This is a genomic window from Geothermobacter ehrlichii, from assembly GCF_008124615.1.
Classification (GTDB): domain Bacteria; phylum Desulfobacterota; class Desulfuromonadia; order Desulfuromonadales; family Geothermobacteraceae; genus Geothermobacter; species Geothermobacter ehrlichii.
The window spans coordinates 73,012-98,862 of sequence record NZ_VNIB01000003.1 but is presented as its reverse complement, the minus strand read 5'-3'; the positions used below and the strand labels follow the sequence as shown (position 1 = coordinate 98,862).

The 25,851-nt window shown below is 65.2% G+C and carries 27 protein-coding genes; 9 read left to right on the top strand and 18 right to left on the bottom strand.

Annotated elements, in window-relative coordinates; genetic code table 11:
* Positions 1-72: 72 nt before the first annotated feature.
* The 3 genes from EDC39_RS04455 to def are packed head-to-tail and all read right to left on the bottom strand — an operon-like array spanning position 73 to position 2,307.
* Entirely contained in the window at positions 73-840 is a 768-nt protein-coding gene (locus tag EDC39_RS04455) for a DUF116 domain-containing protein (RefSeq protein ID WP_148895174.1), read from the bottom strand.
* On the bottom strand, positions 833-1,792 hold the full coding sequence (gene fmt, locus EDC39_RS04450; protein WP_148895173.1) for a methionyl-tRNA formyltransferase: 960 nt from the start codon (positions 1,790-1,792) through the stop codon (positions 833-835). Before fmt ends, EDC39_RS04455 begins: the two co-directional genes overlap by 8 nt.
* Positions 1,792-2,307: a peptide deformylase gene (gene def, locus EDC39_RS04445; protein ID WP_148895172.1), complete on the bottom strand. Its 516-nt coding sequence runs from the start codon at positions 2,305-2,307 to the stop codon at positions 1,792-1,794. Before def ends, fmt begins: the two co-directional genes overlap by 1 nt.
* Before the next feature lie 301 nt (positions 2,308-2,608).
* Here def and EDC39_RS04440 point away from each other — a divergent pair, with 301 nt between their 5' ends.
* A complete protein-coding gene (locus EDC39_RS04440) occupies positions 2,609-2,863 on the top strand; it encodes a BC1872 family protein (protein ID WP_148895171.1) in 255 nt (84 codons plus the stop codon).
* A 179-nt stretch (positions 2,864-3,042) separates the two neighbouring features.
* On the opposite strand, the gene EDC39_RS04435 is transcribed toward EDC39_RS04440, so the two are convergent.
* The 10 genes from EDC39_RS04435 to folK form a co-directional block, all read right to left on the bottom strand.
* Positions 3,043-4,479 (bottom strand): Ni/Fe hydrogenase subunit alpha, encoded by a 1,437-nt coding sequence (locus EDC39_RS04435; RefSeq protein ID WP_148895170.1) that lies wholly within the window; start codon positions 4,477-4,479, stop codon positions 3,043-3,045.
* A 12-nt stretch (positions 4,480-4,491) separates the two neighbouring features.
* Complete coding sequence (locus tag EDC39_RS04430) at positions 4,492-5,037, bottom strand: NADH-quinone oxidoreductase subunit B family protein (RefSeq protein ID WP_222862834.1); 546 nt, start codon at positions 5,035-5,037, stop codon at positions 4,492-4,494.
* A 19-nt stretch (positions 5,038-5,056) separates the two neighbouring features.
* Entirely contained in the window at positions 5,057-5,773 is a 717-nt protein-coding gene (gene hoxU, locus EDC39_RS04425; RefSeq protein WP_148895169.1) for a bidirectional hydrogenase complex protein HoxU, read from the bottom strand.
* Positions 5,745-7,475 carry a NuoF family protein gene (locus EDC39_RS04420; RefSeq protein ID WP_148895168.1) on the bottom strand — a complete coding sequence of 577 codons (1,731 nt, stop codon included), beginning with the start codon at positions 7,473-7,475 and terminating at the stop codon, positions 5,745-5,747. The genes hoxU and EDC39_RS04420 overlap by 29 nt, the downstream gene beginning before the upstream one ends.
* A complete protein-coding gene (gene hoxE, locus EDC39_RS04415) occupies positions 7,472-8,002 on the bottom strand; it encodes a bidirectional hydrogenase complex protein HoxE (protein ID WP_148895167.1) in 531 nt (176 codons plus the stop codon). The genes EDC39_RS04420 and hoxE overlap by 4 nt, the downstream gene beginning before the upstream one ends.
* Positions 8,003-8,179: 177 nt before the next feature.
* Positions 8,180-9,052, bottom strand: a complete 873-nt coding sequence (sucD, locus tag EDC39_RS04410; RefSeq protein ID WP_148895166.1) for a succinate--CoA ligase subunit alpha — start codon at positions 9,050-9,052, stop codon at positions 8,180-8,182.
* Positions 9,053-9,064: 12 nt separating this feature from the next.
* Positions 9,065-10,228, bottom strand: a complete 1,164-nt coding sequence (sucC, locus tag EDC39_RS04405; protein ID WP_148895165.1) for an ADP-forming succinate--CoA ligase subunit beta — start codon at positions 10,226-10,228, stop codon at positions 9,065-9,067.
* Positions 10,229-10,653: 425 nt separating this feature from the next.
* On the bottom strand, positions 10,654-11,298 hold the full coding sequence (gene fsa / locus EDC39_RS04400; protein ID WP_148895164.1) for a fructose-6-phosphate aldolase: 645 nt from the start codon (positions 11,296-11,298) through the stop codon (positions 10,654-10,656).
* A 27-nt stretch (positions 11,299-11,325) separates the two neighbouring features.
* Complete coding sequence (locus EDC39_RS04395; RefSeq protein WP_148895163.1) at positions 11,326-11,586, bottom strand: eL24 family ribosomal protein; 261 nt, start codon at positions 11,584-11,586, stop codon at positions 11,326-11,328.
* A gap of 3 nt (positions 11,587-11,589) precedes the next feature.
* Positions 11,590-12,084 (bottom strand): 2-amino-4-hydroxy-6-hydroxymethyldihydropteridine diphosphokinase, encoded by a 495-nt coding sequence (folK, locus tag EDC39_RS04390; RefSeq protein WP_148895162.1) that lies wholly within the window; start codon positions 12,082-12,084, stop codon positions 11,590-11,592.
* A 219-nt stretch (positions 12,085-12,303) separates the two neighbouring features.
* On the opposite strand from folK, the gene EDC39_RS04385 reads away from it, so the two are divergent.
* The 3 genes from EDC39_RS04385 to EDC39_RS04375 all read left to right on the top strand — a co-directional run bounded on the left by EDC39_RS04385 (position 12,304) and on the right by EDC39_RS04375 (position 13,711).
* Positions 12,304-12,708 carry a VOC family protein gene (locus EDC39_RS04385; protein ID WP_148895161.1) on the top strand — a complete coding sequence of 135 codons (405 nt, stop codon included), beginning with the start codon at positions 12,304-12,306 and terminating at the stop codon, positions 12,706-12,708.
* Positions 12,708-13,448 (top strand): methylenetetrahydrofolate reductase, encoded by a 741-nt coding sequence (locus EDC39_RS04380; RefSeq protein WP_148895160.1) that lies wholly within the window; start codon positions 12,708-12,710, stop codon positions 13,446-13,448. Before EDC39_RS04385 ends, EDC39_RS04380 begins: the two co-directional genes overlap by 1 nt.
* A gap of 104 nt (positions 13,449-13,552) precedes the next feature.
* Positions 13,553-13,711 (top strand): rubredoxin, encoded by a 159-nt coding sequence (locus tag EDC39_RS04375; protein WP_148895159.1) that lies wholly within the window; start codon positions 13,553-13,555, stop codon positions 13,709-13,711.
* A gap of 9 nt (positions 13,712-13,720) precedes the next feature.
* Here EDC39_RS04375 and EDC39_RS04370 read toward each other — a convergent pair whose 3' ends face one another.
* From EDC39_RS04370 to EDC39_RS04355, 4 genes are all read right to left on the bottom strand, one after another.
* On the bottom strand, positions 13,721-14,740 hold the full coding sequence (locus EDC39_RS04370; protein ID WP_148895158.1) for a radical SAM/SPASM domain-containing protein: 1,020 nt from the start codon (positions 14,738-14,740) through the stop codon (positions 13,721-13,723).
* Between the two features lie 430 nt (positions 14,741-15,170).
* Positions 15,171-17,618 (bottom strand): methionine synthase, encoded by a 2,448-nt coding sequence (locus tag EDC39_RS04365; RefSeq protein ID WP_148895157.1) that lies wholly within the window; start codon positions 17,616-17,618, stop codon positions 15,171-15,173.
* Positions 17,615-18,538: a homocysteine S-methyltransferase family protein gene (locus tag EDC39_RS04360; protein ID WP_148895156.1), complete on the bottom strand. Its 924-nt coding sequence runs from the start codon at positions 18,536-18,538 to the stop codon at positions 17,615-17,617. The genes EDC39_RS04365 and EDC39_RS04360 overlap by 4 nt, the downstream gene beginning before the upstream one ends.
* 22 nt (positions 18,539-18,560) lie before the next feature.
* Positions 18,561-19,238 (bottom strand): transposase, encoded by a 678-nt coding sequence (locus EDC39_RS04355; protein ID WP_187426645.1) that lies wholly within the window; start codon positions 19,236-19,238, stop codon positions 18,561-18,563.
* A gap of 497 nt (positions 19,239-19,735) precedes the next feature.
* On the opposite strand from EDC39_RS04355, the gene EDC39_RS04350 reads away from it, so the two are divergent.
* Positions 19,736-20,257 carry a hypothetical protein gene (locus tag EDC39_RS04350; RefSeq protein WP_148895154.1) on the top strand — a complete coding sequence of 174 codons (522 nt, stop codon included), beginning with the start codon at positions 19,736-19,738 and terminating at the stop codon, positions 20,255-20,257.
* A 5-nt stretch (positions 20,258-20,262) separates the two neighbouring features.
* Here EDC39_RS04350 and pcnB read toward each other — a convergent pair whose 3' ends face one another.
* Positions 20,263-21,531: a polynucleotide adenylyltransferase PcnB gene (gene pcnB / locus EDC39_RS04345; RefSeq protein WP_148895153.1), complete on the bottom strand. Its 1,269-nt coding sequence runs from the start codon at positions 21,529-21,531 to the stop codon at positions 20,263-20,265.
* A gap of 89 nt (positions 21,532-21,620) precedes the next feature.
* Between pcnB and miaA the strand changes: the two genes are divergently transcribed.
* The 4 genes from miaA to EDC39_RS04325 all read left to right on the top strand — a co-directional run bounded on the left by miaA (position 21,621) and on the right by EDC39_RS04325 (position 25,849).
* Entirely contained in the window at positions 21,621-22,577 is a 957-nt protein-coding gene (gene miaA, locus EDC39_RS04340; protein ID WP_148895152.1) for a tRNA (adenosine(37)-N6)-dimethylallyltransferase MiaA, read from the top strand.
* Positions 22,574-23,878, top strand: coding sequence for a glycosyltransferase (locus EDC39_RS04335; RefSeq protein WP_148895151.1), 1,305 nt, complete (start codon positions 22,574-22,576; stop codon positions 23,876-23,878). The genes miaA and EDC39_RS04335 overlap by 4 nt, the downstream gene beginning before the upstream one ends.
* An 80-nt stretch (positions 23,879-23,958) precedes the next feature.
* On the top strand, positions 23,959-24,243 hold the full coding sequence (locus EDC39_RS04330) for a hypothetical protein (protein WP_148895150.1): 285 nt from the start codon (positions 23,959-23,961) through the stop codon (positions 24,241-24,243).
* A gap of 304 nt (positions 24,244-24,547) precedes the next feature.
* Positions 24,548-25,849 carry a M23 family metallopeptidase gene (locus tag EDC39_RS04325; RefSeq protein WP_246140177.1) on the top strand — a complete coding sequence of 434 codons (1,302 nt, stop codon included), beginning with the start codon at positions 24,548-24,550 and terminating at the stop codon, positions 25,847-25,849.
* Positions 25,850-25,851 lie beyond the last annotated feature (2 nt).

Genomic DNA, 25,851 nt, shown 5'->3' with positions numbered 1-25,851 from the left:
ACCTCGTCGTTTTTTTCGGATTGGAATGCAGTGGCAGAAAAAAGATAGGGTTTGCTGCGCCGAAAATCAAGATCATGCCGGCAGAACATGCTCGTCCAGCACCTGCCGCACCTCGTCGAGCACGATGTGGGTGTTGAAGCAGGGACCGTTGGGACGGTGGTTGAGCACGCCGATGACCGGCAAGGGATAGGAATCGCGGATGCCGGAGGTCAGGTCGCGTTCGCAGGCCACCGCCAGGATGAAGGTCGGGCGCTTGTCGACGATGATCTTGCGCGCCAGAGTGCCGCCGGTGGCGACGGCGATATCGATCCCCCGCTGCTGCGCCACCTCCGCCAGGCCGCTGATGTCGCAGCGCCCGCAGCGAACACACTTGCCGATGTCGCCGGTGATCTTGATGCCGCAGTCGAAAAGCTGAATGCAGTGCGGCAGCAGGATCAGCGCCTTTTGCGGCGGTACCCGCAGCTTCTTGGCCCGCACCAGCTGGTTGTTCAGGGCGATGAACGACTGCTGCAGGGTGTCCCGGTCGATGCCGAGCAGCTTGCCGAGATTGATGATCGCCGGAAACATGTAGCGGATGACGATCTTGCGCAGCCGTTCGGAAAAGAAGAGATCGCGGCCGGTCAGCAGAGTCAGCACCAGCAGGCCGAGGCCTCCCAGCACCAGCAGGGAAACCAGCGCCAGCAGACCGCCGAAAAGGGTCGGCAGCAGGGGGTGGATATTGGCCAGCCCCACCGACGGCACATACCAGAGCAGAAAGGCCAGCACCAGCACCAGCAGGCTGGCTCCGCCCATGAGCAGGATGAAGAGCCGCTTGCGCGGTTTGAAGTCTGCCTCAGTCATCCGTTGTCCGGTTCCGGCCGAAACGGATTCCCGGCGTCAGCGGGCAGCCGCGGAGAAAATCGGCCGCCGGCATGCGCCGCTTGCCGGCCAGCTGCAGCTGCCGCACCCGCAGCGCGCCTTCGCCGCAGGCGATCACCAGCCCGTCGTTTTCGGCGGCCAGCAGGGTCCCCGGTTCGCCATCCGCCTCCTCCACCGAAGTGGCGGCCAGCTTGAGCAGCGCCCCGTCGAGCCAGGTATAGGCCGAAGGCCAGGGGTCGAGCCCCCGCACCAGGTTGTGCAGCCGGGCGGCGGGCTGCCGCCAGTCGATTTCGCCGTCCTCCTTCTTCAGCATGGGTGCGTAGCAGCTTTCGGCATCGTTCTGCGGAATCCGCTCGAGGGTGCCGGCGCAGAGCCGCTTCAGAGTCTCTTCCATCGCCGCGCGCCCGAGCTGCGCCAGCCGGTCGTGCAGCTGCCCGGCGGTTTCGTCCGGTCCGATCTCGAGGCTCATCTTCACCAGCATGTCGCCAGTGTCGAGCCCCTCGTCCATGAACATGGTGGTGACCCCGGTGACGGACTCGCCATCGATGATCGCCTTGTTGATGGGAGCGGCACCGCGGTATTTCGGCAGCAACGAAGCATGAACGTTGATGCAGCCGTAGCGGGGAATCTCCAGCACCGATTTCGGCAGGATCTGGCCGTAGGCGACCACCACCACCAGATCGGGACGCAGCTTTTGCAGCTGCCCGACCGCTTCCGGACGCCGCAGTCGCTCCGGCTGAAAGACCTCAATACCATGCTTTTCGGCCAGAAGCTTGACCGGTGGCGGGGTCAGCCTGCGGCCGCGCCCGCTCGGACGGTCGGGCTGGGTGAAGACACCGACCAGGTTGCAGCCGGCGGCGAGCAGGCCTTGGAGGGTCGGGCAGGCGAAGTCGGGGGTCCCCATGAAAACGGTGCGCAGATCGGCCGGCTGCATCAGAGCTGTTCCTCCAGTTGCTCGAGAATTTTCTGGTACTTCTTGCGAAAAAGGCTTTTCTTCAGCGGTGAGAGATGATCGACGAAGAGAATGCCGTCGAGATGATCAATCTCGTGCTGAAAGCAGATGGCCAGCAGCCCGTCGGCGTCCATCTCCCGGCTTTTACCGTCGAGGTCCTGAAAGCGGACCCTCACCCGGGCCTGACGCTCGACCCTGGCATAGTAGCCGGGGACCGACAGGCAGCCCTCCTCCTCGCAGCAGGAACCTTCGCCGGAAAGGATTTCCGGATTGACGGCCACGATCGGCTGGCGTTCCTCCTTCGGGCCGCAGTCGAGAACGATGAGACGGCGCGACACCCCGACCTGGGGCGCGGCCAGACCGACTCCAGGCGCGGCGTACATGGTTTCAAGCATGTCCTCGGCCAGCTGCTTCAGCCCGGCGTCGAATTCGGTCACCGGCTCGGCCACCTGTTTCAGCACCGGGTCCGGATGTCTGTGGATTTTCAACAAGGCCATGACGGCTCCCGCAACGGGCCGTACTCCGGCCCGTATCCTGGATTTTCCCTTCGGGTTCAACCTTTTTATCCTACGTTTCCGACAGGCGCCAAGTCAACCGCCGTCGCGGTCCCAAATCCACCACCTGTTTACGGCGCCTAATCCCGAAATGGGTGGACTTGGGCCGGCAGCGCCCCCTTGCCAGCGTATACGATTTTGACTATAGTCTTCCGGATTGCCGGCAGACGGGACCACCCCAACCTGAGCGACAGCCGCCGCGGGTCCTTCTGGCCGATTGCTTGTGTCAATGATGGAGAGAGAGATGCGTGAACAACTGATTTCGGCCGGGCTCTGGGATCCGTCCAATCCCAACAACCCGGCCCGCAGCATCACCGCCGCCAGGCAGGTGATGCGCCGCCTCGCAGTCCGCTTCCGCTACCAGGGGCAGGACGCGAAGGGGCATTACGAGTACGTGGTCTACGAACCGCAGACCGGCTCGACCATCGCCACCGGTCGCGGTGAAACCCCGGCCATCGCCATCTGCCGGGCGGCTCTGCAGGCCCGCAGGCGCAACTGATCCTCCCAAGCCCGCCCGGCACCGCCGGCAAACCGCTCTTCCTGCCGCTGTCGGCAGACCGCACCGGCCTGCCCCAGCCTGGAAACAGCCGCTGCCGGCAGGTGCACACGGATCCAGCAGCGACTCCCTTCATGCCAGCCTGAAATCCCGGTCTTCGATCGTGCCGGCGAGAAGCCGCGCTAGCGCCGTTCGATCCGCTCCAGCAGCTCACCACCGGGTCCGCGCAGTTCGACCAGCAGGGGCATTTGGCCGACCACGTGGGTGGAACAGCTCAAGCAGGGGTCAAAGGTGCGGATCCCGTGCTCGATGCGGTTGAGCAGGCCTTCCTCCAGCCTGCCGTCGCGGATAAAATGCCGGGCAAGCTGGCGGACGGTGCGGTTCATGGCCAGATTGTTCTGGCCGGTGGCGATCAGCAGGTTGACATCTTCGAGAATGCCGTCGTCATCGACCCGGTAGCGGTGAAACAGGGTGCCGCGCGGCGCTTCGCTGACGCCGATGCCGACATTCTGGTTGACATCGGCCCGGCTGCGAATGTGATGGTCGACCAGAATCCCGTCCGCCAGCAGCTCCTCGATCCGTTCCAGGGAAAACAGAATCTCGATCAGCCGGGCGTAATGATAGTAGAAGCTGCCGGTCACCGGCCGGCCGCTGCCGCCGTAATGCCGGAACTGACGCAGCTCCCGGTCAGCGCGCGGGGTCCCGGCGAAGTCGCAGACGTTGAGACGAGCCAGGGGGCCGACCCGGTACATGCCGCGATCGTCCTCCAGCCCCAGGGGGCGGTAGTAGGGGAACTTCAGATAGGTCCAGGGCTGTTCGGCCTCGGCAATGATCTCTTCATAGCGTTCCGGTTCCAGTCCGGCCTCCAGCACCCTGCCCTCGGCGTCGATCACCCGCACCAGACCGTCGTAGTGCTCCAGCCCTCCGTCCGGACCTACCAGGCCGAGAAAGAGGCTGGGGAAATCGCCGTAGGCCGGCAGCTCGTCGTGGAAACGGTCGAGGGTCTCCTTCATCAGATCGAGCGCCCGATCGACGGTCCGGTACATTTCGGGAAGCCGGCCAAGAAGGCGATCCCGTTCGGCGGCCGCCAGGGGACGGCGCACGCCGCCGGGAACCGACCAGGATGGATGGATGCTGCGCTCGCCGAGGGCGCGGATCAACTGCTGGCCGAAGCTGCGCAGACGGATGCCGGCGCGGGCCAGCTCGGGCCGCTCGCGGATCAGGCCGACCAGGTTGCGGCTGGCGGGATCGGCATCCATGCCCAGTATCAGGTCGGGACCGGAGAGCAGAAAGAAACTCAGGGCGTGGCTCTGCACCAGCTGTCCGTAGTTCATCAGCCGCCGCAGGGCGACCGCCGTCTCCGGGGTGCGCACTCCGAGGATGGCGTCGCCGGCCTTGCTCGAGGCGATCAGATGGCTGACCGGACAGATGCCGCAGACCCGGGCGGTGATGCCTGGCATCTCCCAGAAGGAGCGGCCGATGCAGAATCTTTCGAAGCCGCGAAATTCGGTGACGTGAAAGCGGGCATCGGCCACCTGCTGCTGCTCATCGAGCAGGATGGTGATCTTCGCATGGCCTTCGATGCGGGTGATCGGTTCGATGGTGACGGTTCGCGACATGTTTCCCAGTCCTCAGCCAAAGGTTCGCATGGCAGCATCGAGCGCGACCGGCTCGCCGTCGAGCAGGGCGGTGACGACGGCGGCGATCCGCTCCGGCGAGGGCGGACAGCCGGGCAGACAGACATCGACGGCGATCGCCTGATGCAGGGGCAGCGCCTGCTGCAGCAGCGCCGGCAGATCCTTCAGCGCCTCCTCGCCGATCGGCGCCCTGGCCTGGCGGTAAACGGCGGTCAGCAGATCACGAACCGGAATCCGGTTGCGCATGCTGGTGACGTTGCCGGTGACGGCGCAATCGCCGAAGCCGACCACAACCCGGCTGTTGCTGCGAATGATGCGTGCCAGCTGGAGATTGTCCACGTTGGTGACCGCCCCCTCGACCAGGGTCAGATCGACCTCCTCGGGAAACTGCTTGGCATCGACCAGCGGCCCGTAGACCAGATCGACCCGCCCGGCGAGCTCGATCAGCAGCTCGTCGAGGTCGAGAAAGCTCATGTGGCAGCCGGAACAGCCTCCGAGCCAGGCCGTGGCCAGGCGGATCTTGCGCTTGTCGGTTGTCATCGGCTTCTGTCCCCTCCCTTCAGCGACGCCACTGGCGCTTCTCGCGCCCGTCGAGAATACGCCGCAGAAAACGCGATTCCTTCTCCATTTCGCCGACCGACGCTCCCTTGTCGAACAGGGCGCCGGTCGGACAGACCTCGACGCACTTGCCGCATTCGGTGCAGCTTTCGCTCTGTCCCCAGGGGCGGTTGAGATCGGTGATCACCCGGCTGGCGATGCCGCGACCGGCAACGTCCCAGGTATGCGCCCCCTCGACCTCGTCACAGACCCGGACACAGCGCAGGCAGAGCAGGCAGCGGTTGTGGTCGACACCGAAGAGCCGGTGGCTGGTGTCGAGGCCGAGGTCGGGATTGAGATAGTCGTAGCGCACGCGATCCATGCCGAGTTCGGCCGCCAGGGCCTGCAGCTCACAGTGGCCGTTGCTGACGCAGACGGCGCAGGTGTGGTTGCGCTCGGCGAAGGTCAGCTCGAGAATCATCCGCCGGTAGCGGTCGATCCGCTCGTTGTGGGTAGTGACGACCATCCCCTCGACCGCCTCGGTGGTGCAGGCCGGCAACAGACGCGGACTGCCCGCCACCTCCACCAGGCAGAGACGGCAACCGCCGCGGGCGCTCAGTCCGTCGAGGTGGCAGAGGGTCGGCAGGTCGATGCCATGATCGCGGATGGCCTCCAGCAGCGACTGGCCGGAGCGGGCACTGACCAGTTCATCATTGATCGTCAGGGTGATGACCGGCATCGGTTCTCTCCTTGAACAGGGTCAGGACATGGGCATGTTCGGGCAGCTTGAGCAGGGGAATTCGGTCGAGGTTGCAGACACCGGCCGGGCATTGCCGGTCGACGATGTGGGCCAGGTACTCGTCGCGAAAGTACCTGAGCGTGTTGAGCACCGGATTGGGGGCGGTCATGCCGAGACCGCAGAGACTGGTTTCCCGCACCAGCTCGCAGAGCTGCTCCAGGGTGGCGAAATCTTCCATGGTGGCGCTGCCGTCAGTGATGCGGCCGAGCAGGCGACGCATCTCGACGGTACCGACACGGCAGGGAACGCACTTGCCGCAGCTTTCGTCCATGCAGAAATCCATGAAGAACTTCGCCACGTCCGGCATGCAGCTGCCCTCGCCCATGACGATCAGGCCACCGGAGCCCATGATCGAGCCGAGCTCCTTCAGACTCTCGTAGTCGACGGGCGTGTCGAGGTGCTGTGCCGGAATGCAGCCGCCACTCGGACCGCCGGTCTGCGCCGCCTTGAAGCGACCGCCGTCTGGCAGACCGCCGCCGATCTCGAAAACGATGTCCCGCAGGCGGATGCCCATCTCGACCTCGATCAGTCCCGAATTGACCACTTCGCCGCATAGCGCGAACACCTTGGTCCCCCGGCTCTTGCCGGTGCCCATGGCGGCGAACCATTCGGCGCCGCGGCTGATGATCGGGCCGACGTTGGCATAGGTTTCGACATTGTTGATCAGGGTGGGAAATCCCCACAGCCCCTTCTGCGCCGGATAGGGCGGACGGGGCACCGGCTGGCCGCGCCGGCCCATGATCGACTTCATCAGGGCGGTCTCCTCGCCGCAGACGAACGCCCCGGCGCCGATGCGCAGGTCGATGCGGAAATTGAAGTTGCTGTCGAGGATGCGACTGCCCAGCAGGCCGCGCCGTTCGGCCTGCCGGATCGCCGCGGCCAGACGGCTGGCGGCGAGCGGATATTCGCCGCGCACATAGATGTAGCCCTGCTCGGCACCGACCGCGTAGCCGGCAATGGCCATCCCCTCGAGCACCCGGTGCGGATCCGACTCCATGATCGTACGGTCCATGTAGGCTCCGGGATCGCCCTCGTCACCGTTGGCGACGACGAATTTCCGCTCGGCCGGCGCCTTGCGCACCAGGTTCCACTTGACCCCGGTCGGATAACCGCCGCCGCCGCGGCCGCGCAGCCCGCTCTGCTTGATCTCGGCGCAGACCTCTTCCGGGGTCATCTCGTGCAGGGCGTGCGCCAGGGCCGCGTAGGCGCCATGGGCGATGCTGTCCTCGAGCCGCTCCGGATCGATCCAGCCGCTGTTGGCCAGAACCACCCGGGTCTGGCGGGTGAAAAAGGGCAGGTCCGGATCGAGTGGCGCAACCTGCGGCGGCGCCAGTTCCAGCGCCTGCAGCAGAATTGCCCGGGCCAGCTCCGGCGTCACCCGCTCGAAGATCTGCTCGTCGCCGTCGGCCCGGCGCAGCCGGAGCAGCGGTCCCCGGCTGCAAGGCCCCATGCAGCCGGTCGCCACGATCTCCAGCCGGACGGCCAGATCGCGCTCCCGGATCAGCTCTTCCAGCGCGCCTCGCACCTGCTGCGCCCCGGCAGAAAGACAGGGCGTGCTGTAACAGAGAAAAATCCGCAGCAGCAGCTGTCGCTGGCGCTGGCGCTCCTGCTCGGCCACTGCCGCCAGATCCGCCGGGTTCATCCTTCCTCCTTCACCGGTTCACGGTCGTTCAGCCGTCTGTCGACCGTCTCAAAGGCCGAGGTCGCCGTCTGCCTGCCGAGCACCTCGCCGTCGAGGGTCAGCATCGGCGCCAGGCTGCAGTTGCCCAGGCAGCGCGCCGTCATCAGGCTCAGCCTGCCGTCGGCGGTCGTCCCACCGGCCTTCACCCCCAGCTCCTCTTCCAGACGGGCGACGATCTCGCCGGCGCCTTTGACGTAGCAGGCGGTGCCGAGGCAGACGACGCAGGTATGGTCGCCCTGCGGATCGAGGGTGAAGAAGTTGTAGAAGGTGGCGACCCCGTAGACCCAGCTCGGCGGCAGCCTGAGCTGCAGCGACACATAGTCGAGGATCTCCTCGTCCAGATGGCCGAAAGCCTCCTGCGCCGCGTGCAGCACCTCGATCAGGGCATCCTGCCGGTACTGAACCTTTTTCAGCGATCTGTCGATCAGCCGAAACCTGAGTGCATGGCCGTCTTCATCGCGGGACGAAACGGTCAGGGGTTTGCTCATCCGCTCTCTCCTGGCTCGACAGTCGGCTTCCGGCCTGCTTTGGCGGAAGCTGTTCGATCTTCTATCGACCGGGGGATGTCAGGGGCTTAGAAAAAAGACGAGCAACGGGAAGGGAAAAAAGAAGGCGCCGACCTTCGGCCGGCGCCTTGCGTTGTCTGGACTATCCGGAACGAAACCTCAGGGCTGCCAGACCTTCAGCAGCGCTTCGGCCATCTCCGCCGGCGAATCGGCGACCGAAATGCCGCACTCGCGCAAAAAGGCCTTCTTGCTGGCCGCATCGCCCTTGCCGCCGGAGATGATGGCGCCGGCATGACCCATGCGCTTGCCCTTGGGGGCGGTGGCACCGGCGATGAAGGCGGCGACCGGCTTGCTCATGTGGTCGCGGACGAACTCGGCGGCCTGCTCCTCGGCGTCACCGCCGATTTCGCCGATCATGATCACCGCCTCGGTCTCGGGATCCTCCTCGAACATCTTCAGCACTTCGAGATGGCTGGTGCCGTTGACCGGATCGCCGCCGATGCCAACACAGGTCGACTGGCCGATGCCGCGGGTGGTCAGCTGCCAGACCGCCTCGTAGGTCAGGGTGCCGGAACGGGAAACGACGCCGACCGGACCCTTCTTGTGAATGTAGCCGGGCATGATGCCGATCTTGCACTCTTCCGGGGTGATGACGCCGGGGCAGTTCGGACCGACCAGGCGGCTGTTTTTCCCTTCCATGAAGCGCTTGACCTTCACCATGTCGAGCACCGGCACGCCCTCGGTGATGCAGATGACCAGCTCGATGCCAGCGTCGACCGCCTCCATGATGGCGTCGGCGGCACCAATGGGCGGAACGTAGATCACCGAGGCGGTGGCGCCGGTTTCGCGCACCGCCTGCTCGACGGTATCGAATACCGGAAAGCCGTCGATGGTGGTACCACCCTTGCCGGGAGTGACGCCACCGACCATCTGGGTGCCGTATTCGCGGGCGCCCTGGGCGTGAAAGAGCCCGGTGGCGCCGGTGATGCCCTGAGTAATGACCTTGGTATCCTTATTGACAAGAATGCTCATCGCTTTCTCTCCTTAGCCGTTGACAGCCTTGACGATCTTTTCCGCCGCATCCGCCATGCCGTCGGCACTGACGATGTTCAGCCCCGATTCGGCCAGCATCTGCTTGCCCTTCTCGACATTGGTCCCTTCCAGGCGAACCACCAGCGGCACCGAAACGCCGACCTGCCTGGCCGCGGTAATGATGCCGGTGGCGATGACATCACACTTCATGATGCCGCCGAAGATGTTGACCAGAATGCCTTTCACCTTTTCGTCGGAGAGAATGATCTTGAACGCCTCGGTGACGCGCTCGATGGTGGCGCCGCCGCCGACATCGAGGAAGTTGGCCGGCTCGCCGCCATAGTGCTTGATGATGTCCATGGTCGCCATCGCCAGGCCGGCGCCGTTGACCATGCAGCCGATGTTGCCGTCAAGGGCGATGTAGGAGAGATCGTACTGCGAGGCCTCGATCTCCATCGGATCCTCTTCATCGTAGTCGCGCAGATCGCGGATGCGCAGATGACGGAAGAGGGCGTTGTCGTCGAAATTGAGCTTGGCGTCGAGGCAGAGCAGGTTGCCTTCCTTGGTCTGTACCAGCGGATTGATTTCCAGCAGCGAGCAGTCAGCCTCGACAAAAGTCTTGTAGAGGCTCTGGAACAGGGGGACCGCCTGCTTGACCTGCGGCGGCGCGAAACCGAGCTTGAAGGCGACCTTGCGCGCCTGGTAGCCGGTCAGTCCGGTCAGGGGATCGATCGACTCGAAAAAGATTTTCTCGGGGGTCTTGGCGGCGACCTCTTCGATGTCCATGCCACCTTCGGCCGAGGCCATCATGGTGACCCGGCTGGTAGCGCGGTCGACCAGGAAGGAAACGTAGAATTCGTCGGCGATATTGCAGCCGGCCTCGACCAGCACCCGTTTGACCACCCGGCCTTCGGGACCGGTCTGGTGGGTGACCAGGGTCATGCCGAACATGCTGCGGGCAATCTCCTTGACCTCGTCCGGAGTCTTGGCGATCTTGACGCCGCCCGCCTTGCCGCGGCCGCCGGCGTGAATCTGGGCCTTGACCGCCCAGGGGCCGTCGCCCAGACGCCGCGCCCAGTCGCGGGCGGAATTGCTGTTGTAGACCACGTGTCCCTCCGGAACCGGCACGCCGAAATTCCGCAGGATCGCCTTCGCCTGATACTCGTGAATGTTCATAGGCTCCTCACCTGACTCAAGTGGGTTGGAATGATTGCTCCGGTCATGGGGCCGGCACCTAGAAAACCAACCGGCATGGTCCGTGCGCCATGCCGCCGCCTTTTCAAACGATGCTGCTCTCCCCGTCGGCCGTCCTGGCCTGATGACATCTCATCCCCGAATCCGCCTCTGGTCAGACGAATCTGATGAACCATCGACCCTCAGGTCGTCTCGGCCAGGTGTCGGAACCTATACAAAACAATGTTGTAATAATGATTTAACTGGTATACGGCAGGGTTTTAATCCTTTTTTTCCTTTGCGTCAAGATGGTCTGACCATTTTTTTGCCTGCCGGGAGCAGAGAAAAGCCCGTTGCGGCCTCCCCGCCATCAGACCTTTCGAGTCTAGCAGAGATCCGGCAACGGGCCTGTCCCGGCGGCGAAAGGGCTACTTCCCGCTCTTTCTGTGATCGGCGAGAAACTTCTCGATGCCGATGTCGGTCAGCGGATGCCGGGCCAGCTGCTGCATCACCTTGAAGGGAATGGTGGCGATGTCGGCACCGACCATGGCCGCCGCCAGCACGTGCATCGGGCTGCGCACCGAGGCGACGATGATTTCGGTGGTGAAGCCGTAATTGTCGTAGATGGTACGGATCTGGTCGACGCCCTCCATCCCCTCGTGGCCGATGTCGTCCAGTCGGCCGACGAAAGGCGAGACGAAGGTCGCTCCCGCCTTGGCCGCCAGCAGGGCCTGCAGCGGCGAAAAGATGAGAGTGACATTGGTACGAATCCCCTCGGCGGTGAACTGGCTGGTCGCCTTGAGGCCTTCTTCGGTCATCGGCACCTTGATCACGATCTTGTCGTCAATCTTCGCCAGTTCGCGCCCCTCGGCAAGCATGCCCGGCGCGTCGAGGGCGATGACCTCGGCCGAAACCGGCCCGTCGACCAGACCGCAGATTTCACTGATCACTTCCCGAAAATCGCGGCCGCTCTTGGCGATGAGCGAGGGGTTGGTGGTAACACCGTCAACCAGCCCCAGTTCACAGGCCGCCCTGATTTCGTCGACTTCGGCGGTATCGATAAAGAATTTCATCTTTCGTCTCCCTTTCGCTGTGCTTGGTCATTTCTGTCGGCGGTAGGCGTCCCGACATTCGGTACTGCAGAAAAAGGCGAGGCGCCCCCTGATGCGCGCCTGCACCGCGTCGCTGCGCGGCACGTAGGTCCCACAGACCGGGTCCCGGACCATCTCCTCGCCGGCCACCGTCTTTTCCGGTCGCGATTCGACGTCAGCGCCCCGGCCGGCACGAACGATGCGCACCAGGGCCGTCCAGATAACATAGAACAGAAAGCCGAAAATGGCCAGCAGCAGGAGTCGAATCATCGGTCACCAGTCTCCGATCCGGACCACCCCACCCGGACGGGGAAGATTCCGCCAGAGCTGCTCGATGGTAAAAGAGAGCCCCGGCGGGCGGACATCGGGAGCCATTTCGGCCAGCGGTGCCAGCACAAAGCCGCGTTCATGCAGCCGCGGATGCGGCAGGATCAGCTCGGGATCGTCACTGACCAGATCGTCGTAAAGCAGGATGTCGATATCGAGGGTCCGCGGTCCCCAGCGTTCCGTGCGGACCCGTCCGCACGCTTCCTCGATCCGCCGGGTCCGCTCCAGCAGATCGCGAGGCGCCAGAGCTGTCGACAGGCAGACGACCGCGTTGTAGTAGCTGCGCTGCCCGGAAGGTCCTCCCACCGGCTCGGTTTCGTAACAACCGGACACCGTCACCAGTGTCGTCGCCGGCAACCGCCGCAACGCGGACCGGGCCCGGCGCAGATTGTCGAGGCGGGCCCCGAGATTGGACCCGAGCCCCAGATAAACGGTCGCCATGCGGTACTTACGCCCCTTGAAAGTCGCTGCTCCATTAAATCACAGCGCTTGAAAAAGGGTCAACCGGCGGCATTGTCCCCCATCCGCCGCTCAAGCGGCGCCGGCAACGCCGCCGATGAATCGGTAACGGCGACCGAATTCCGAAAGGAGGTGGTGGATGGGAGACGGTTGCCAGTCCGCGGGCGCGCATGCTACAAACACAACCGGAGGAAGCAGCCGATGGGATTCATTCTGACTCTGGCGGTCCACGACCTGGAGCGCACCGAGACCTTCTACCGCGAAATCCTCGGCCTGCGCCTGCATTGGCTCGAGCCGGGAGACCGCTTTCCGCCGCTGCTCATGCTGCCGCAGGGGGATACCGCCATCCTCTTTCGCCAAAGCCGGCATCTCGAGGCCTCCCATCCGGCCCTGTTCCAGAACATCGACCGCCACGCCAAGGGGGTGGGCATGACCCTGGAACTGGACATTCCCGACATCGAAGCGACAGGACGGGCCATCAGGCGCCACCGGCTGCACCTGCTCTACGAGCTCGAAGACGACGAACACGACCGCAAGGAATTCTGGCTGCACGACCCCGACGGCTATCTGCTGATCCTCAGTGCCGCCGACCAGGAGAACAGCTGATGGGCGACCTCGCCATTGAACTGGTTCCCCGCTCCAGGGAGGTTCTGGAGCGCGATCTGGCCACCGTACGGAAGCACTTTCCCCAGGTGAAGACCATCAACATTCCCGACCTGCTGCAGTTTCCCCTGCGCGCCTGGGAAGCCGGGGAAATCATCGCCCCGCAGGTCGGACGGGTCATCCCGCATCTGCGCGCAATCGACTTCGACCTGCAGGCCGACTGGCCGTTTCTCGCCGCCATTCGCCGCAGCGGCTGCCCGGCGGTGCTGGCCATCTCCGGCGATCCGCCGCAGGACATGCTGCACCGTACCTACCGCACGCCGGTCACCGACTTCATCGCCCGACTGAAGCGGGAACTGCCCGGAGTCAAGGTCTACGCCGGCCTCGACCCCTATCGCAGCGGCGTCAAGGCGGAACTCGACTACGTTCACGCCAAGCTGCAGGCCGGCGCCGACGGCTTCTTTACCCAGCCCTTCTTCGACCTGCGCTTCATGGAGATCTGGGCCGACCTGCTGATCGGCCTCGACGTCTGGTGGGGCATCGCTCCGGTGCTGACCGAAAAGAGCCAGGCCTACTGGGAAAACAAGAACAACGGCTTCTTTCCGCCCGACTTCGAACCGACCCTGGAATGGAACCGCCAGTTCACCAAACGCGCCCTGCACTTCGTCAAGGCGCGCGGCGCCAGCGCCTACATCATGCCGATCCGGGCGGACATCAAAAAATATCTCGACGGAATCATCTGAACCGGCCGATTGCCGACTGTCTCAGGGCTCAAGACATCGGGACAGAGCCTTTCCCGGCACCTGGCACCCGGCGCCACGCGCCTTGCGACCGTAGGGAGCAAACGATGCGCTATATCTGCACCAACTGCGGCTACATCTACAACCCTGCCGAAGGCGACCCGCTGAGCGACATTCCACCCGGCACCGGCTTCGACGCCCTGCCCGACACCTGGTGCTGTCCCCTGTGCTATCTCGGCAAGGACGCCTTCGATCCGCTCGACTGACTCTCCTTCTCAGACCAGCTTCGCCGGCAGATTGCCCAGATCGACGTGCGGCAGGGCACGCAGGGTGTCCAGCAGGCGCAGAAACGCCTGATGCTCCGGATGTCCCGGCAGGTGCACCGCCCGCCGCGCATACTCCCGCCGGGAAAAGGTGCCCCAGTTGACCAGGGCGCTGAAATAGCAGCGCGCGCCCAGCCGCCGCGCCAGCCCGGCCAGATCCGACATCTCGCGAAAGTTGTTCGCCTGCACGACCATGCTCAGCTTCAGCGGTACGCCGAGACCGGCAATAAAGGCCAGGTTGCGCAGCAGCCGGTCGAAATCGCCTCCCGGCCGGTTGACCGCGTAGGTCCCGGCGGTCGCAGCGTCGACGGAAATCTCCACCCCGGCCAGCAGCGGATGCAGGTTCGGCAGCGCCCGCCAGTTTTCAGGCGTGAACAACTGCCCGTTGCTGTGCAGAAAAAGCCGCTCCAGGCGCGGACAGGCCTGCCGGTCGATCTGGTGCAGCAGAGTCCGGTAGCCCGGGGCGGCAAAGGGCTCGCCGAATCCGCTCAGGGTTACGTCCACCGCCGTCGGCAGCAGCTGCTCCCGCACCAGATCCAGGATGCGTGCCACCTGCCGCCGTTCGGCCGTGTCGGGGCGGTGTCGGCCAGAACGGCAGCTGGGACAGGCGAGATTGCACGCCCGGTCGAAACAGAGATTGAGCCGGGGGGGCGGATAGGTCAGCCGGCTCTCCCCTGCCGCCAGCGCCTCCTGTACCGGCCCCGGCGGGAGGGCGGTCAGCGGTCGCAGCACGCCTGAGGCCCGCTTCAGATGCGGGCAACGCCTGGCGCTGCAGTTGTGGAAGCTGCCGTTGAGAATCGACTTGCGCAACTCGATGGCGACCGGCCCGTTCCAGATTCCTTCGACCGGCTGCTGCAACAGATTGCCGGCCGGACGCTTCAGCCAGGCGGGACAGCAGAGAAAGACCGAGCCGTCGGGATGGATTTCGAACCACTCGAAGGGACGGGTGCAGATCAGAGGGGGGCTGGCCATAGTCGGATCGGGGAAAAACCGGGGACAAGGTGAAAACCGGCGGGTCGTGCCCCGCCAGGCGCCTTCCTTTTTTCAGCGCGAAAAAAGGAAGCAAAAACGCTTCTTTTCTATTTCTGTCGCGAACAACGGCACCCCTTATCAACGCCGCCGCCCAACAAGCCGGCTTCTGCTGCCCCGAAGAGCTGTCGCTCCTTTGACGGGACAAACGGTACCTCGACCCACCGAACCTGCGCAACAGCTATGCCCGCCGCAGGCGTAGGGCCCTTTTCTGCGTCCTCTTTTGGGCCAGCAAAAGAGGACGGCGTCGTCCGGGGGCGCAACCCCGGAATCCACGTCAACCGACCGAAGGTCGCAAAAAAATCATCGCGCCCCGCCAGGCGCCGCTGGCAGACGCAACGCCACAGGCGATCTTGTGACCGCCGCCCTCTCCCTACACCGCAAAATACTTCGCCTGCGGATGATGCGCCACCAGCGCCGACGTCGTCATCTCCGGCACCATCTCACAGTTTTCGGTCAGGCTGACGCCGATGCGCCCCGGCTGCAGCAGCTCGAAAGTCGGGCGCTGCAGTTCAAGATCGGGACAGGCCGGATAGCCGAACCCGAACCGGCTGCCCCGGTAACGCTGCACCACGTAGCCGTCGACGGTCTCCGGCTCGTCCTGGGCGATGCCAAGCTCGAAGCGCATCTTCCGGTGCCAGTACTCGGCCAGGGCGTCGGTCAGCTCGACGCCGAAGCCGTGCCAGAGCAGATAGTCCTTGTAGCTGTCGGCCTCGTAGAGCGCCCGGGTCTTCTCCGCCAGGCGCTCCCCCAGGGTGACGACGAACAGCCCGGCGACGTCGCTGCCCTCGTCGGCGCTGCGGAAGAAGTCGCTGATGCAGCGGTGCGGCGGGAATCCCTGGCGCGGAAAGGCGTAGCGGTAGTCCCGTCCCTCATGTTCCAGCACCAGTTCGTCCCCCTCGCTGCGGCAGCGGAAATAGCCCCAGGCCACCCGGGGTTGGAGCAGTCCTTCGGCCAGCGCCTGGCTGCGGATGCGCTCGTAGGCGGGCAGCACCTCCGTTTGCACCAGCTGCCGGTAGTCCTCGGCCGAGAGCTTGCCGCGGCGGTAGCCCCAGCGGCCACGGAACAGCGCCTGCTCGTTGACGAAGGTGAAGAGCTCCTCCGGGTCGATCGCCTCGGCGATACGGCTGCCGAAGAAGGGCGGCTCGGGAACGGCCACCTCCCGGTCGATCTCCGCTGCCCGTGGCCCCGGCCGACTGCCGGGATCGGCGTCACGCGCCTCCACCCGGGTCGCGACCAGCGTTCCGGCCTCGAACTCGCGCATCGCCTTCAGCCCGGCGAAGGCATCGGCACAATAGACCACCGGCGCATGGTAGTTGGGAACGCACTCCTCGGCGACAAAACGGGCGGTCAGGGCGGCGCCGCCGAGCAGTACCGGCTGGTTCAGGCCGGCGGCCCGGAACTGGGCCAGGTTCTCCTTCATCAGCAGCGCCGACTTGACCAGCAGTCCCGACAGACCGATGACGTCGGGCCTGAGTTCCTTCGCCTTGGCGATGATCTCTTCGGCCGGCACCTTGATGCCGATATTGTAGACCTTGTAGCCGTTGTTGGAGAGGATGATGTCGACCAGGTTCTTGCCGATGTCGTGCACGTCACCGGCGACGGTGGCGAGCAGCAGGCTGGTCCGGCTCTCCCCCTCGACCTTCTCCATGTGCGGTTCGAGCAGGGCGACCGACTGCTTCATCACCTCGGCCGACTGCAGAACGAAGGGGAGCAGCAGTTCGCCGCGACCGAACAGTTCGCCGACCTCGCGCATCGCCGGCACCAGCAGGTTGTTGATGATGTCGAGGGGCCGCCAGCGGCCGCGCAGCTCGCAGAGCAGATCCTCGAGACCTTCCCGCTCCCCCCTGAGAACCTTGCGCCGCAGCTCCTCCTCGCAGAAGGTCCGTTCATCCGCACCGTCTTCCTCCTCTTCCGCCGCCTGCTCGAAATGGGCGATGAAGCGCATCAGGGGCGACTCTTCCCTGTCCGGGTCCCGGTTGTAGAGCAGGTCGAGGCAGACTTCGCGGTCCCGTTCGGAGATCGCGTTGAACGGGATGATCTTGGCGGCGTCGACGATGGCGGTGTTCAGTCCCGCCTCGACCGCCTCGTGCAGAAAGACCGAGTTGAGCACCTTGCGTGCCGCCGGCCGCAGCCCGAAGGAGATGTTGCTCACCCCGAGAGTGAAGCTGACGCCGGGCAGCTCCCGCTTCACCCGGCGGATGGCCTCGAGAGTTTCGATCGCCGCCCCCACCATCTTTTCGTCGCCGGAGCCGACGGTGAAGGTGAGCAGGTCGAAGAGAATGTCCTGCGGCCGCAAGCCGTAGCGATTGACGGCGAGATCGTAGATGCGCCTGGCCGCCGCCACCTTCTGCTCGCAGGTGAGGGCCATCCCCTCCTCGGTGATGGTCAGGGCGACCACCGCCGCACCGTACTTCTTCGCCAGCCGGCAGATGCGGCCGAGGTTTTTGCCGCCATCCTCGAGGTTGATCGAATTGATGATCGCCCGCCCGGGATAGAGCGGCAGCACCGCCTCCAGGGTATCGGGACTGGTCGAGTCGAGCATCAACGGCGCGCGACAGCTTCCGGCGAACTTCTTCACCAGGGTGATCATGTCGCGCTTTTCGTCGCGGCCGGCATAGGCGACGGAGAGATCGAGCACCTGGGCGCCGCGCGCCTCCTGGTCGAGGGCGATCTTCAGGCAGGCGTCCCAGTCCTCGCTCAAAAGCGCCTCGCGAAAGGCCTTGGAGCCGTTGGGATTGCAGCGTTCACCGATCAGCAGCGGCGGAATTTCCTGCTGCAGATCGACCGCCTGGTAGAGACTGGCAACCTGGGCTTTCATCGGCACACCTCCCGCTGTTTCGGCGTCACACCGGCGAGTCTGTCGGCCAGCGCCCGGATATGCTCCGGGCTGGTGCCGCAGCAGCCGCCGACGACGCTGACCCCTTCCTCGGTGACGAACCGGTGCATCTGCGCCGCGAATTCGGCCGGCTCCAGCGGATAGACGGTCCGGCCGTCGACCACTTCCGGCAGCCCCTGGTTGGGGATGCAGGAGATCCGCGCCGGCCAGTTGCGACTCAGATAACGCACATGGCTGGCCATGTCCTGCGGACCGGTGGCGCAGTTGAGGCCGAGGGAAAAGACCGGAAAGGGCTCCAGGGTCGCCACCACGGCGCCGATATCGCTGCCGACCAGCATGGTTCCCTGCTGCTCGATGGTCACCGAAACCAGAACCGGCAGCTCGAGCCCGCCCGCCTCCAGCACCTCGAAGGCCGCCACCAGGGCCGTCTTGGTCTGCAGCAGATCCTGGCAGGTCTCGATGATCAGGCAGTCGACGCCGGCCTCCAGCAGCGCCTCGATCTGCTCGCGGGTCGAGGCGGCCAGCTCCGCCACTTCGATATGCCCCAGGGAAGGCAGCTTGGTGCCGGGACCGACCGAACCGGCGACATAGCGCCCGGCCCGCCCGGCGATCGCCTGGCGGGCGTTCTCGACCGCCAGCCGGTTGATCTCCTTCACCCGGTCCTGCAGGCCGTATTCGGCCAGCACCAGGCTCGAGGCACCGAAGGTGTCGGTCTCGACCACCATCGCCCCGGCATCGAGCATCTCGCGATGCAGTCGGACAATGAATTCCGGTCCGTAGAGGTTGAGGGCCTCGTTGCAGCCTTCGCAGCCTCCCCAGGCCTCGGGCGGAATTACCATCTGCTGCAGGTTGGTGCCACAGGCACCGTCGAAGATCAGTATCGGATGATCGACGAAAGACATACGATAATCTCCTGAACGAAAATCAGGGACAGCTCCCTGCCTTTTGCTTGCGCGGCCGCCCCGGCCTGCCCGGCCGCAGCCGGCGGCCGGTCCGGCGTTCGAGCTCGGCGATCAGCTCCTCGCCGGCGAACGGCCGCCCCGAACGGGTCGCCCGGCGCAGGGCGTCGGCCGCGTCCGGATTTGGGGCGGCGAGAATGTCGCGCCACACCTCCGGCCCCGGGTAACCGGGAAAGGCGGTCGCCAGCGGATCCCGCTTGCCGAGCAGGTGAAAGCGGGCGCTCGACCAGGGCCATTCTTCCGGCCGCCGAACCTTGCCGGCACGCACCGGATTGAGTTCGATATGGCCGACGGCCGTCCGCACCCGCTCCTTCCCGTCGACGACACAGGAAAAATAGCGATTGTGCCAGATCCGGCCGTTGCCGCCATACTTGCGGTTGAGGTACTGGGCGTGGACCAGGCTGACGCTCCCCATCCCCTTGGCCAGCCCCTCGCCGTCGCGGGGAACGGCGAGCAGGTGGACATGATCCGGCATCAGGCACCAGGCCCAGATCGCCAGCCGATACTGATCGCGAAAACGCCTCAGCTGCCCGATGAAGGCAAGGTAATCGCCGACGTCGTGAAAAACCGGCCTGCGATCATGGCCCCGCTGCAGGATGTAATGGGGATAGCCTTCGAGTATGATGCGCGCGGCTCTCGGCATGGCGGCGAATCTAGCACAAAAGATGGGAGCTGTCCCCCGTTTTTGTGCAGGCCCCCCGACTTTTCCCGCTTGCCGTCCCGCCCGGCCGAGGGATGAGGAAGAAAGCCGCGGCCGGTTCTTTTTCTCGGCCCACCGCCTTTTTTCGTGGCACATTTTTGGTATAGTGAAATCGTAACCCAAGTCAGATGGAGGTGGATGTGATGAGCATCTCTGAGCCACCGGACAGGAAAGCCCCACAGCGATGAAATGACACAAACAAAAACCGGGGCAACCCGGAAAAACCCCCATGTGGGGAACCGGCAGTCAATGTGCCGGCATGAGCAACAAAGCCCCGGTCCGCAAGGCCGGGGCTTTTCCTGGATAAAGATAAACCTGTTTACAGCCGAAACGGACATCGGGTACATTCCGCAACAATCTCGCCGGGCGAACAGCCGGCGGGGCAGAGAACCAGAGGAAGATAAGTCGACCCCGGCACGGGGTCGGGAGGGGGACCATCGATGAGAACCACCCTGCTTGCCGTCGCAGCGGCGTTGCTGCTGCTGACGGTTCTGGCGCCGGCCGTTCCGGCCGAAGAAACACTCGTCACCTACGACCTGAACCTGGCGGGCTACCAACCGGGCATGAGCCTCGACGACGCCGCCCTGGTCAGACCCTTTCAGTTCACCGAAACCCTGCCGGCCGGCAATCCCCCCGGCACCTATTTCACCGTCGCCACCATCGACTACCTGAGCATCGACGGGATCGACATCAGCCTGCGGCTCTATTTTCGCGACGACCGGCTCGACAAGCTGATCGGCCGCTTTCCCGCCACAGCCATGAGCAGACTCCACCGGCTGCTGCTGCAGCGCCTCGGCCCGGGGACCGACCTGAGCCGCCTGGTACAGAGAAACGACGGCAGCATCCTCGAACTACCGGTCTGGCGCTGGGACTTTCCGAACGCCCGCATTACCCTGGTCGGTTCGGCCGGCGGCAACGACAGGGGGACCCTGGCCCTGTCGGCCCGTCACCGAAAGAACTGACGCTCTCAGGTTGCCGGATGATGCGGCTTGCGGCGCGGTCGTCGCCGCGGCCGGCGGCGCCGCTTGCCCGCGGTGCGTGCCGACGCCTCGGTCGACGTGCGCCAGGCCTGCAGCAGCTCCCGGTCGTCCAGTCCCGCCCGACAGCAGAGCTCGAAAAACTGCAGCACCTGGGGAAAGGCCGGATGGCGCAAAAAACGCTGGTGCCCCCGGCGGCCCACCCCCTGCCGCAGCCGGTAGCAACCGATCAGCAATTCGGCCGCCTGATGCCGGATGCCGTTGGCGATGCGGAAATGCTGGCAATGCGAACGCAGCAGATGGCCGGCCCGGCCGATGACCTCGCCCAGATTCATCTCCCGCCCGTCACCCAGGCTGTCAAAGAATCGCTGATGGTAGAGCGCGGCCAGAACCTGCGGCTCCGCCACGGCCGTCCCCTCTTCCGGCCGCTCGTCCAGTGCCGCGAGCAGCCGCCTGGTACCGTCGGTCAGCCGGTAGCCGGGAATCAGATATTCGAGCAGACCGAAACGTTCGCACTCGGGCAGAACCGCTGCCGCCACCCGCTGGCGGAACAACTCCATCAGCTCTTCCCGCAACCGGGCCGGTGACGCCTCGGCCAGCAGCGCCGCCCGGGCGCGAATGCCCTCTTCGGCGGCCGGATCGAGGGTGAATCCGAGACGGGCGGCGAACTCGAGAGCGCGCAGCATGCGCACCGGATCTTCGCGAAAACGCTCCAGGGGGTCGCCGATCACCCGGATCCGCTTCTCCCGCAGGTCGCGCAGGCCGCCGACATGGTCGATGACGCTGAAATCGGCAATGTCATAGAAGAGAGCGTTGATGGTGAAATCGCGCCGGAAGGCGTCCTGGCGCGGAGTACCGAACAGGTTCTCGGCATAGTGCGGATTGCTGGCCAAATCGTCCGGCACGTCCTCGGGCGTCGCCTCGCGCCGGAAGGTGGCCACCTCGACCAGCGCCCCGCCGGCAAAGCGGATATGCGCCAGCCGGAAGCGACGCCCGACCAGAAAGCAGTTGCGAAAGAGCTTCTTCACCTGCCCCGGAGTGGCGTCGGTGCCGACATCGAAATCCTTCGGCTGTCTGCCCAGCAGCAGATCCCGCACGCCGCCGCCGACCAGATAGGCCTTGTAGCCGTTGCGGTGCAAACGATAGAGGACCTTGAGGGAGTTTTCATCGATCTGCCGACGCGAAATCGGGTGCTCGGCGCGCGGCAGGATGATCGGCTCTTCGGGCGGAACGTATGTGGGGGGCTCTTCCTTCTTCATCGCAGCTGCGCCTTTTTACCAGAAAGTCGGTCGCCAGGGAAGGGGCTTCAACGATTGAACGGTCGGCCGCAAAACGCTAGAGTAGCCGCATGTCGTCCGAAACGAGAGAAGAATGCCGTCTGCTCGCCCTGCTCGGCGCCACTGCCACCGGCAAGACCCGGGTCGGCGTCTTTCTCGCCCGCGAGCTTGGCGGTGAAATCATCTCCGCCGACTCCCGCCAGGTCTTTCGCGGCATGGATCTCGGCACCGGCAAGGACCTGGAAGAGTACGGGGAGGTTCCGGCCCACCTGATCGACATCCGCGATGCCGGCGAGGAATTCAGCGTTTTCGACTTTCAGCGCGCCTTTCTCGCCGCCTGGGAGGATATCCGGCAACGCCGGCGCTTCCCCCTGCTGGTCGGCGGCACCGGGCTCTACCTCGACGCGGCGCTGCGCGGCTACCGCCTGGTCGAGGTGCCGGAAAATCCCCATCTGCGTCGGGAGCTGGCCGTCTGCACCGACGAACAGCTCCGCGAACGGCTGCAGAAACTGAAGCCGCACCAGCACAACACCACCGACCTTGAAGACCGGCAACGACTGATCCGCGCCATCGAAATCGCCGAAGGCGAAGCGAAAGCCACCGACAGCCTGCCTCCCTGGCCGGCCATGCGGCCGCTGGTCTTCGGCCTGCGCTGGGACCGCCGGAAACTGCGTCACCGCATCCGCCTGCGCCTGGAACAGCGCCTGAAACAGGGCATGATCGACGAGGTCCGCCGGCTGCACGCCAACGGCGTCGACTGGAAGCGGCTCGAATACTACGGCCTGGAATACCGCCATATAGCCCGTTTTCTGCAGGGGCAGACCAGCTACAACGACATGCTGCAGCGGCTGGCCGGCGACATCGGCCGCTTCGCCAAGCGGCAGGAAACCTGGTTCCGGCGCATGGAGCGGCAGGGAATCGCCATCCACTGGGTCAACGGCGAACACGATCCGGAACGGACCATTGCCGAGCTGCTGGAACAGGAAGGCTGGCGCGCCGCCGGCGCGGTCCTGGTGCGCCAGCGATGAGCATCGACCTGTCCCGCTATCGCAAGCGCCTGCTCATCGGGCCCTGGCGGCTCGAGGGGTCGACCGCCGACCATCTCGACGGCGCGGTGGTCATTCCCGCCTGCGGCGAGTCGGACCACCTGCCGGCCACCCTGGCCGGCCTGGCGGCCAATCCGGAGAAGGAACTGCGCGACTGGCTGGTGGTGGTCGTGGTCAACCAGCCGCCGTCGGCCGACGAGCGCCTGAAGGAGGACAACCTGGCCACCCTCGACTGGCTGCATCGAAACCAAAAGATGCTGCCGCACCTGGCCTGGGTCGACGCCACCGATGAAGGGACGCTGTTTCCGGCCAGGGACGCCGGAGTCGGCCTGGCCCGCAAGACGGGCTTCGACCTGGCCCTCGAACGTTTGCGCGGCCCCGCCGCCATCCTGGTCAGCCTCGACGCCGACACCCTGGTCGAAGACACCTACCTGCCGGCGCTCCGCCGGCATTTCGCCACCCATGCCGCCGGCGGCGCCACCCTCCCCTTCCGGCATCAGCCGGCGGCCGGCGAAGCGGAACAGCGGGCCATCGACCTGTACGAACTCTACCTGCGCCACTATGTCCTCGGCCTGCGCCTGGCCGGCTCCTCCTACGCCTACCACAGCATCGGCAGCGCCTTCGCCTGTCGGGCCGACGCCTACATCGCCGCCGGCGGCATGAACCGGCGCAAGGCGGGCGAAGATTTCTACTTTCTGCAGCAGCTGGCCAAGACCAGCGGCGTCCGTCCCCTGGGCGGAACCTGTGTCCATCCTTCATCCCGGACCTCGCAACGGGTGCCCTTCGGTACCGGCGAGAAGGTCGCCCGGCTGGCCCGCGGCGAGCCGGCCCTGCTCTTCCCGGCCCCGGCCGCCTTCCGCCAGCTGCGCCTGCTGCTCGATTTCGAACCGACGGCCGCAACCCCGCCCGCCGCCGTCCTCGACGCACTGACCGCCGGAGCGCCCGAAGCGGCGGAGTTTCTCCGACGCGAGGGATGGACCGATGTCTGGCCGCGGCTCTGCCGCCAGCATCGCCGTCCGGAGCGGCTGCGCAAGGCCTTTCACGACTGGTTCGACGCCCTGAAAACCTGGCGGCTGATCCGCCTGCTGTCGGCGTCCCATCCGGTCGCCGACCCCGAGGCGGCAGTCCGCGACCTGCTGGCCGCCGCCGGTCTGGACGGCGACGGCGACACCGCCACCCTGCTCGAGAAGCTGCGCCGCCTCGAGAACGACGGGGAGAAAGAGACGCCGCCGGACCGAAAATATGCTATGCTTGCGCCGAGTCCGCCGGCTAGCTGGAAATGAAATGCCACGAGCCCCGGCGAAAGAGCGCAAACCGCGCAACCGAGCGGCCGTTGCCAACGCCCAGACGGGGAGGCTCTCCCATGAACGAGCATCGGGAAGAGAAGCCGGTACAGGCCGACAAGCGACGCAATCTGCGAGCTCCTCTGCTGGTGCGCAAGGTTCGCCTCGAAGAAGGCCGCAAGGTCTTCTTCGGCTACGGCAAGAACCTGAGCCGCGGCGGCATCTATCATCGCTACAGTCAACCCCCTCGAACCCGACACCAGGGTCACGGTCGAGCTGCCGCTTCCCCCGCCGCTCGAAGGCGCGGCTCTCTGCCAGTGCGAAGTCGTCTGGAAACGCCTCTATCGGGCGGCATCCCCCCATGAGCCGGGGATGGGACTGCGCTTTCTCGACCTGCCGGCGGAGACCGGCGACATCATCGACGGCTGGGCCCGACAACAGGAACCCGGCGTCTGACCTTCGTTCGGCCGGCAGGTCGGACGGTCCCTGGCAGGGTGTTGAAAAAACGTGATGAGGGCTGGCGAGACAAGGTGAAAACGGCCGACAAAACGCAGTTTACACGCCAGCAAATGAGCATTTGGAGACCATTTTCAACGCTGTATCGCCAACCGCGATAGTTTTTCAACAGTCTGCTGCTCAATCCAATCAGCGCGTTCAGGAGTTGTCATCTTGCGTACATCGAGTGTCATTCTGCTTCTGGTGGTTCTCATCGGCCTGGTCGCCGGTGGCATCTATTACTTTCGCGATACCGGCGGCCCCGTCGCCAGCCTGACTCCCGACGGCGGCCCAGTCTCCGTACGCCGCCCGCTGCTGCTGGTGGTCGACGATGCCGACTCGGGCCTGAAACGGGTCCGGGTCAGCCTGCGGCAGAACGATCGCGAACTGGTCCTGCTGGAACGCGACTTCGCCCCGGGCACACGGCATCTGCAGCAGAAACTCTCCCTCAAGGGGCTGAAACTGAAGAACGCCCCGCTGCAGATCCGGGTCGAGGCGACAGACACCGCCATCTACCATTTCGGGCAGGGGAACACCTCGGTGCAGGAGTTTTCGCTGCTCTTCGACAGCAGACCGCCCACCATTTCGGTGGTCAGCCGCAGCCACAACCTCAACCAGGGAGGAAGCGGCCTGATCGTCTACACCCTCAGCGAAGAGGTCGAGCGAACCGGCGTCGAGGTCGGAGAACTTTTCTTCCCCGCCTTCCGACAACAGGACGGCCGCTATCTCTGCCTCTTTTCAGCGCCCTGGAACCAGGATCCGAAGAATCTGACCTTCCGGGTGGTCGCCGTCGACCGGGCCGGCAACGAACGGCGATCGGGCTTCTATCACCATCTCAACCGCAAGCCGCGCAACCGGACCCGTATCAACGTCAGCGACCGGTTTCTCGAAACCAAGATGCCAGACTTCCAGGACCAGTTCCCGGACACCGACGACCTGGTGGCGCTCTTTCTCAAGGTCAACCGTGAACTGCGCCGGGCCAACCGGGACCGGCTGAAGGAGATCGCCGCCGAAACCGCCCCCTCGCCCCTGTGGCAGGGCGCCTTCCTGCGTCCCAGGGGGAGCAATCGCGAACCCTTCGCCACCGAGCGCACCTATCTCTACCGGGGACGCAAGATCGACAGCCAGGTGCATCTCGGCGTCGACATCGCCTCGGTCGCCCGCGGCCCCGTGGTCGCCGCCAACAGCGGCACGGTGGTGCTGGCCGAGGAGTTCGGCATCTACGGCCAGTGCGTCATCATCGACCATGGTCTCGGGCTGATGAGTCTCTACGGCCACATGAGCAACATCGAGGTCAATGTCGGCGACGAAGTCACCAAGGGGCAGGAGATCGGCCGCACCGGCGCCACCGGGCTGGCCGGGGGCGACCACCTGCACTTCGGCCTGCTGGTCGACGGCCTGCCGGTCAACCCGGTCGAATGGTGGGACCGCAACTGGGTCAAAAACAACATTTCCCGCAAGCTGGCTGGATCCTGATC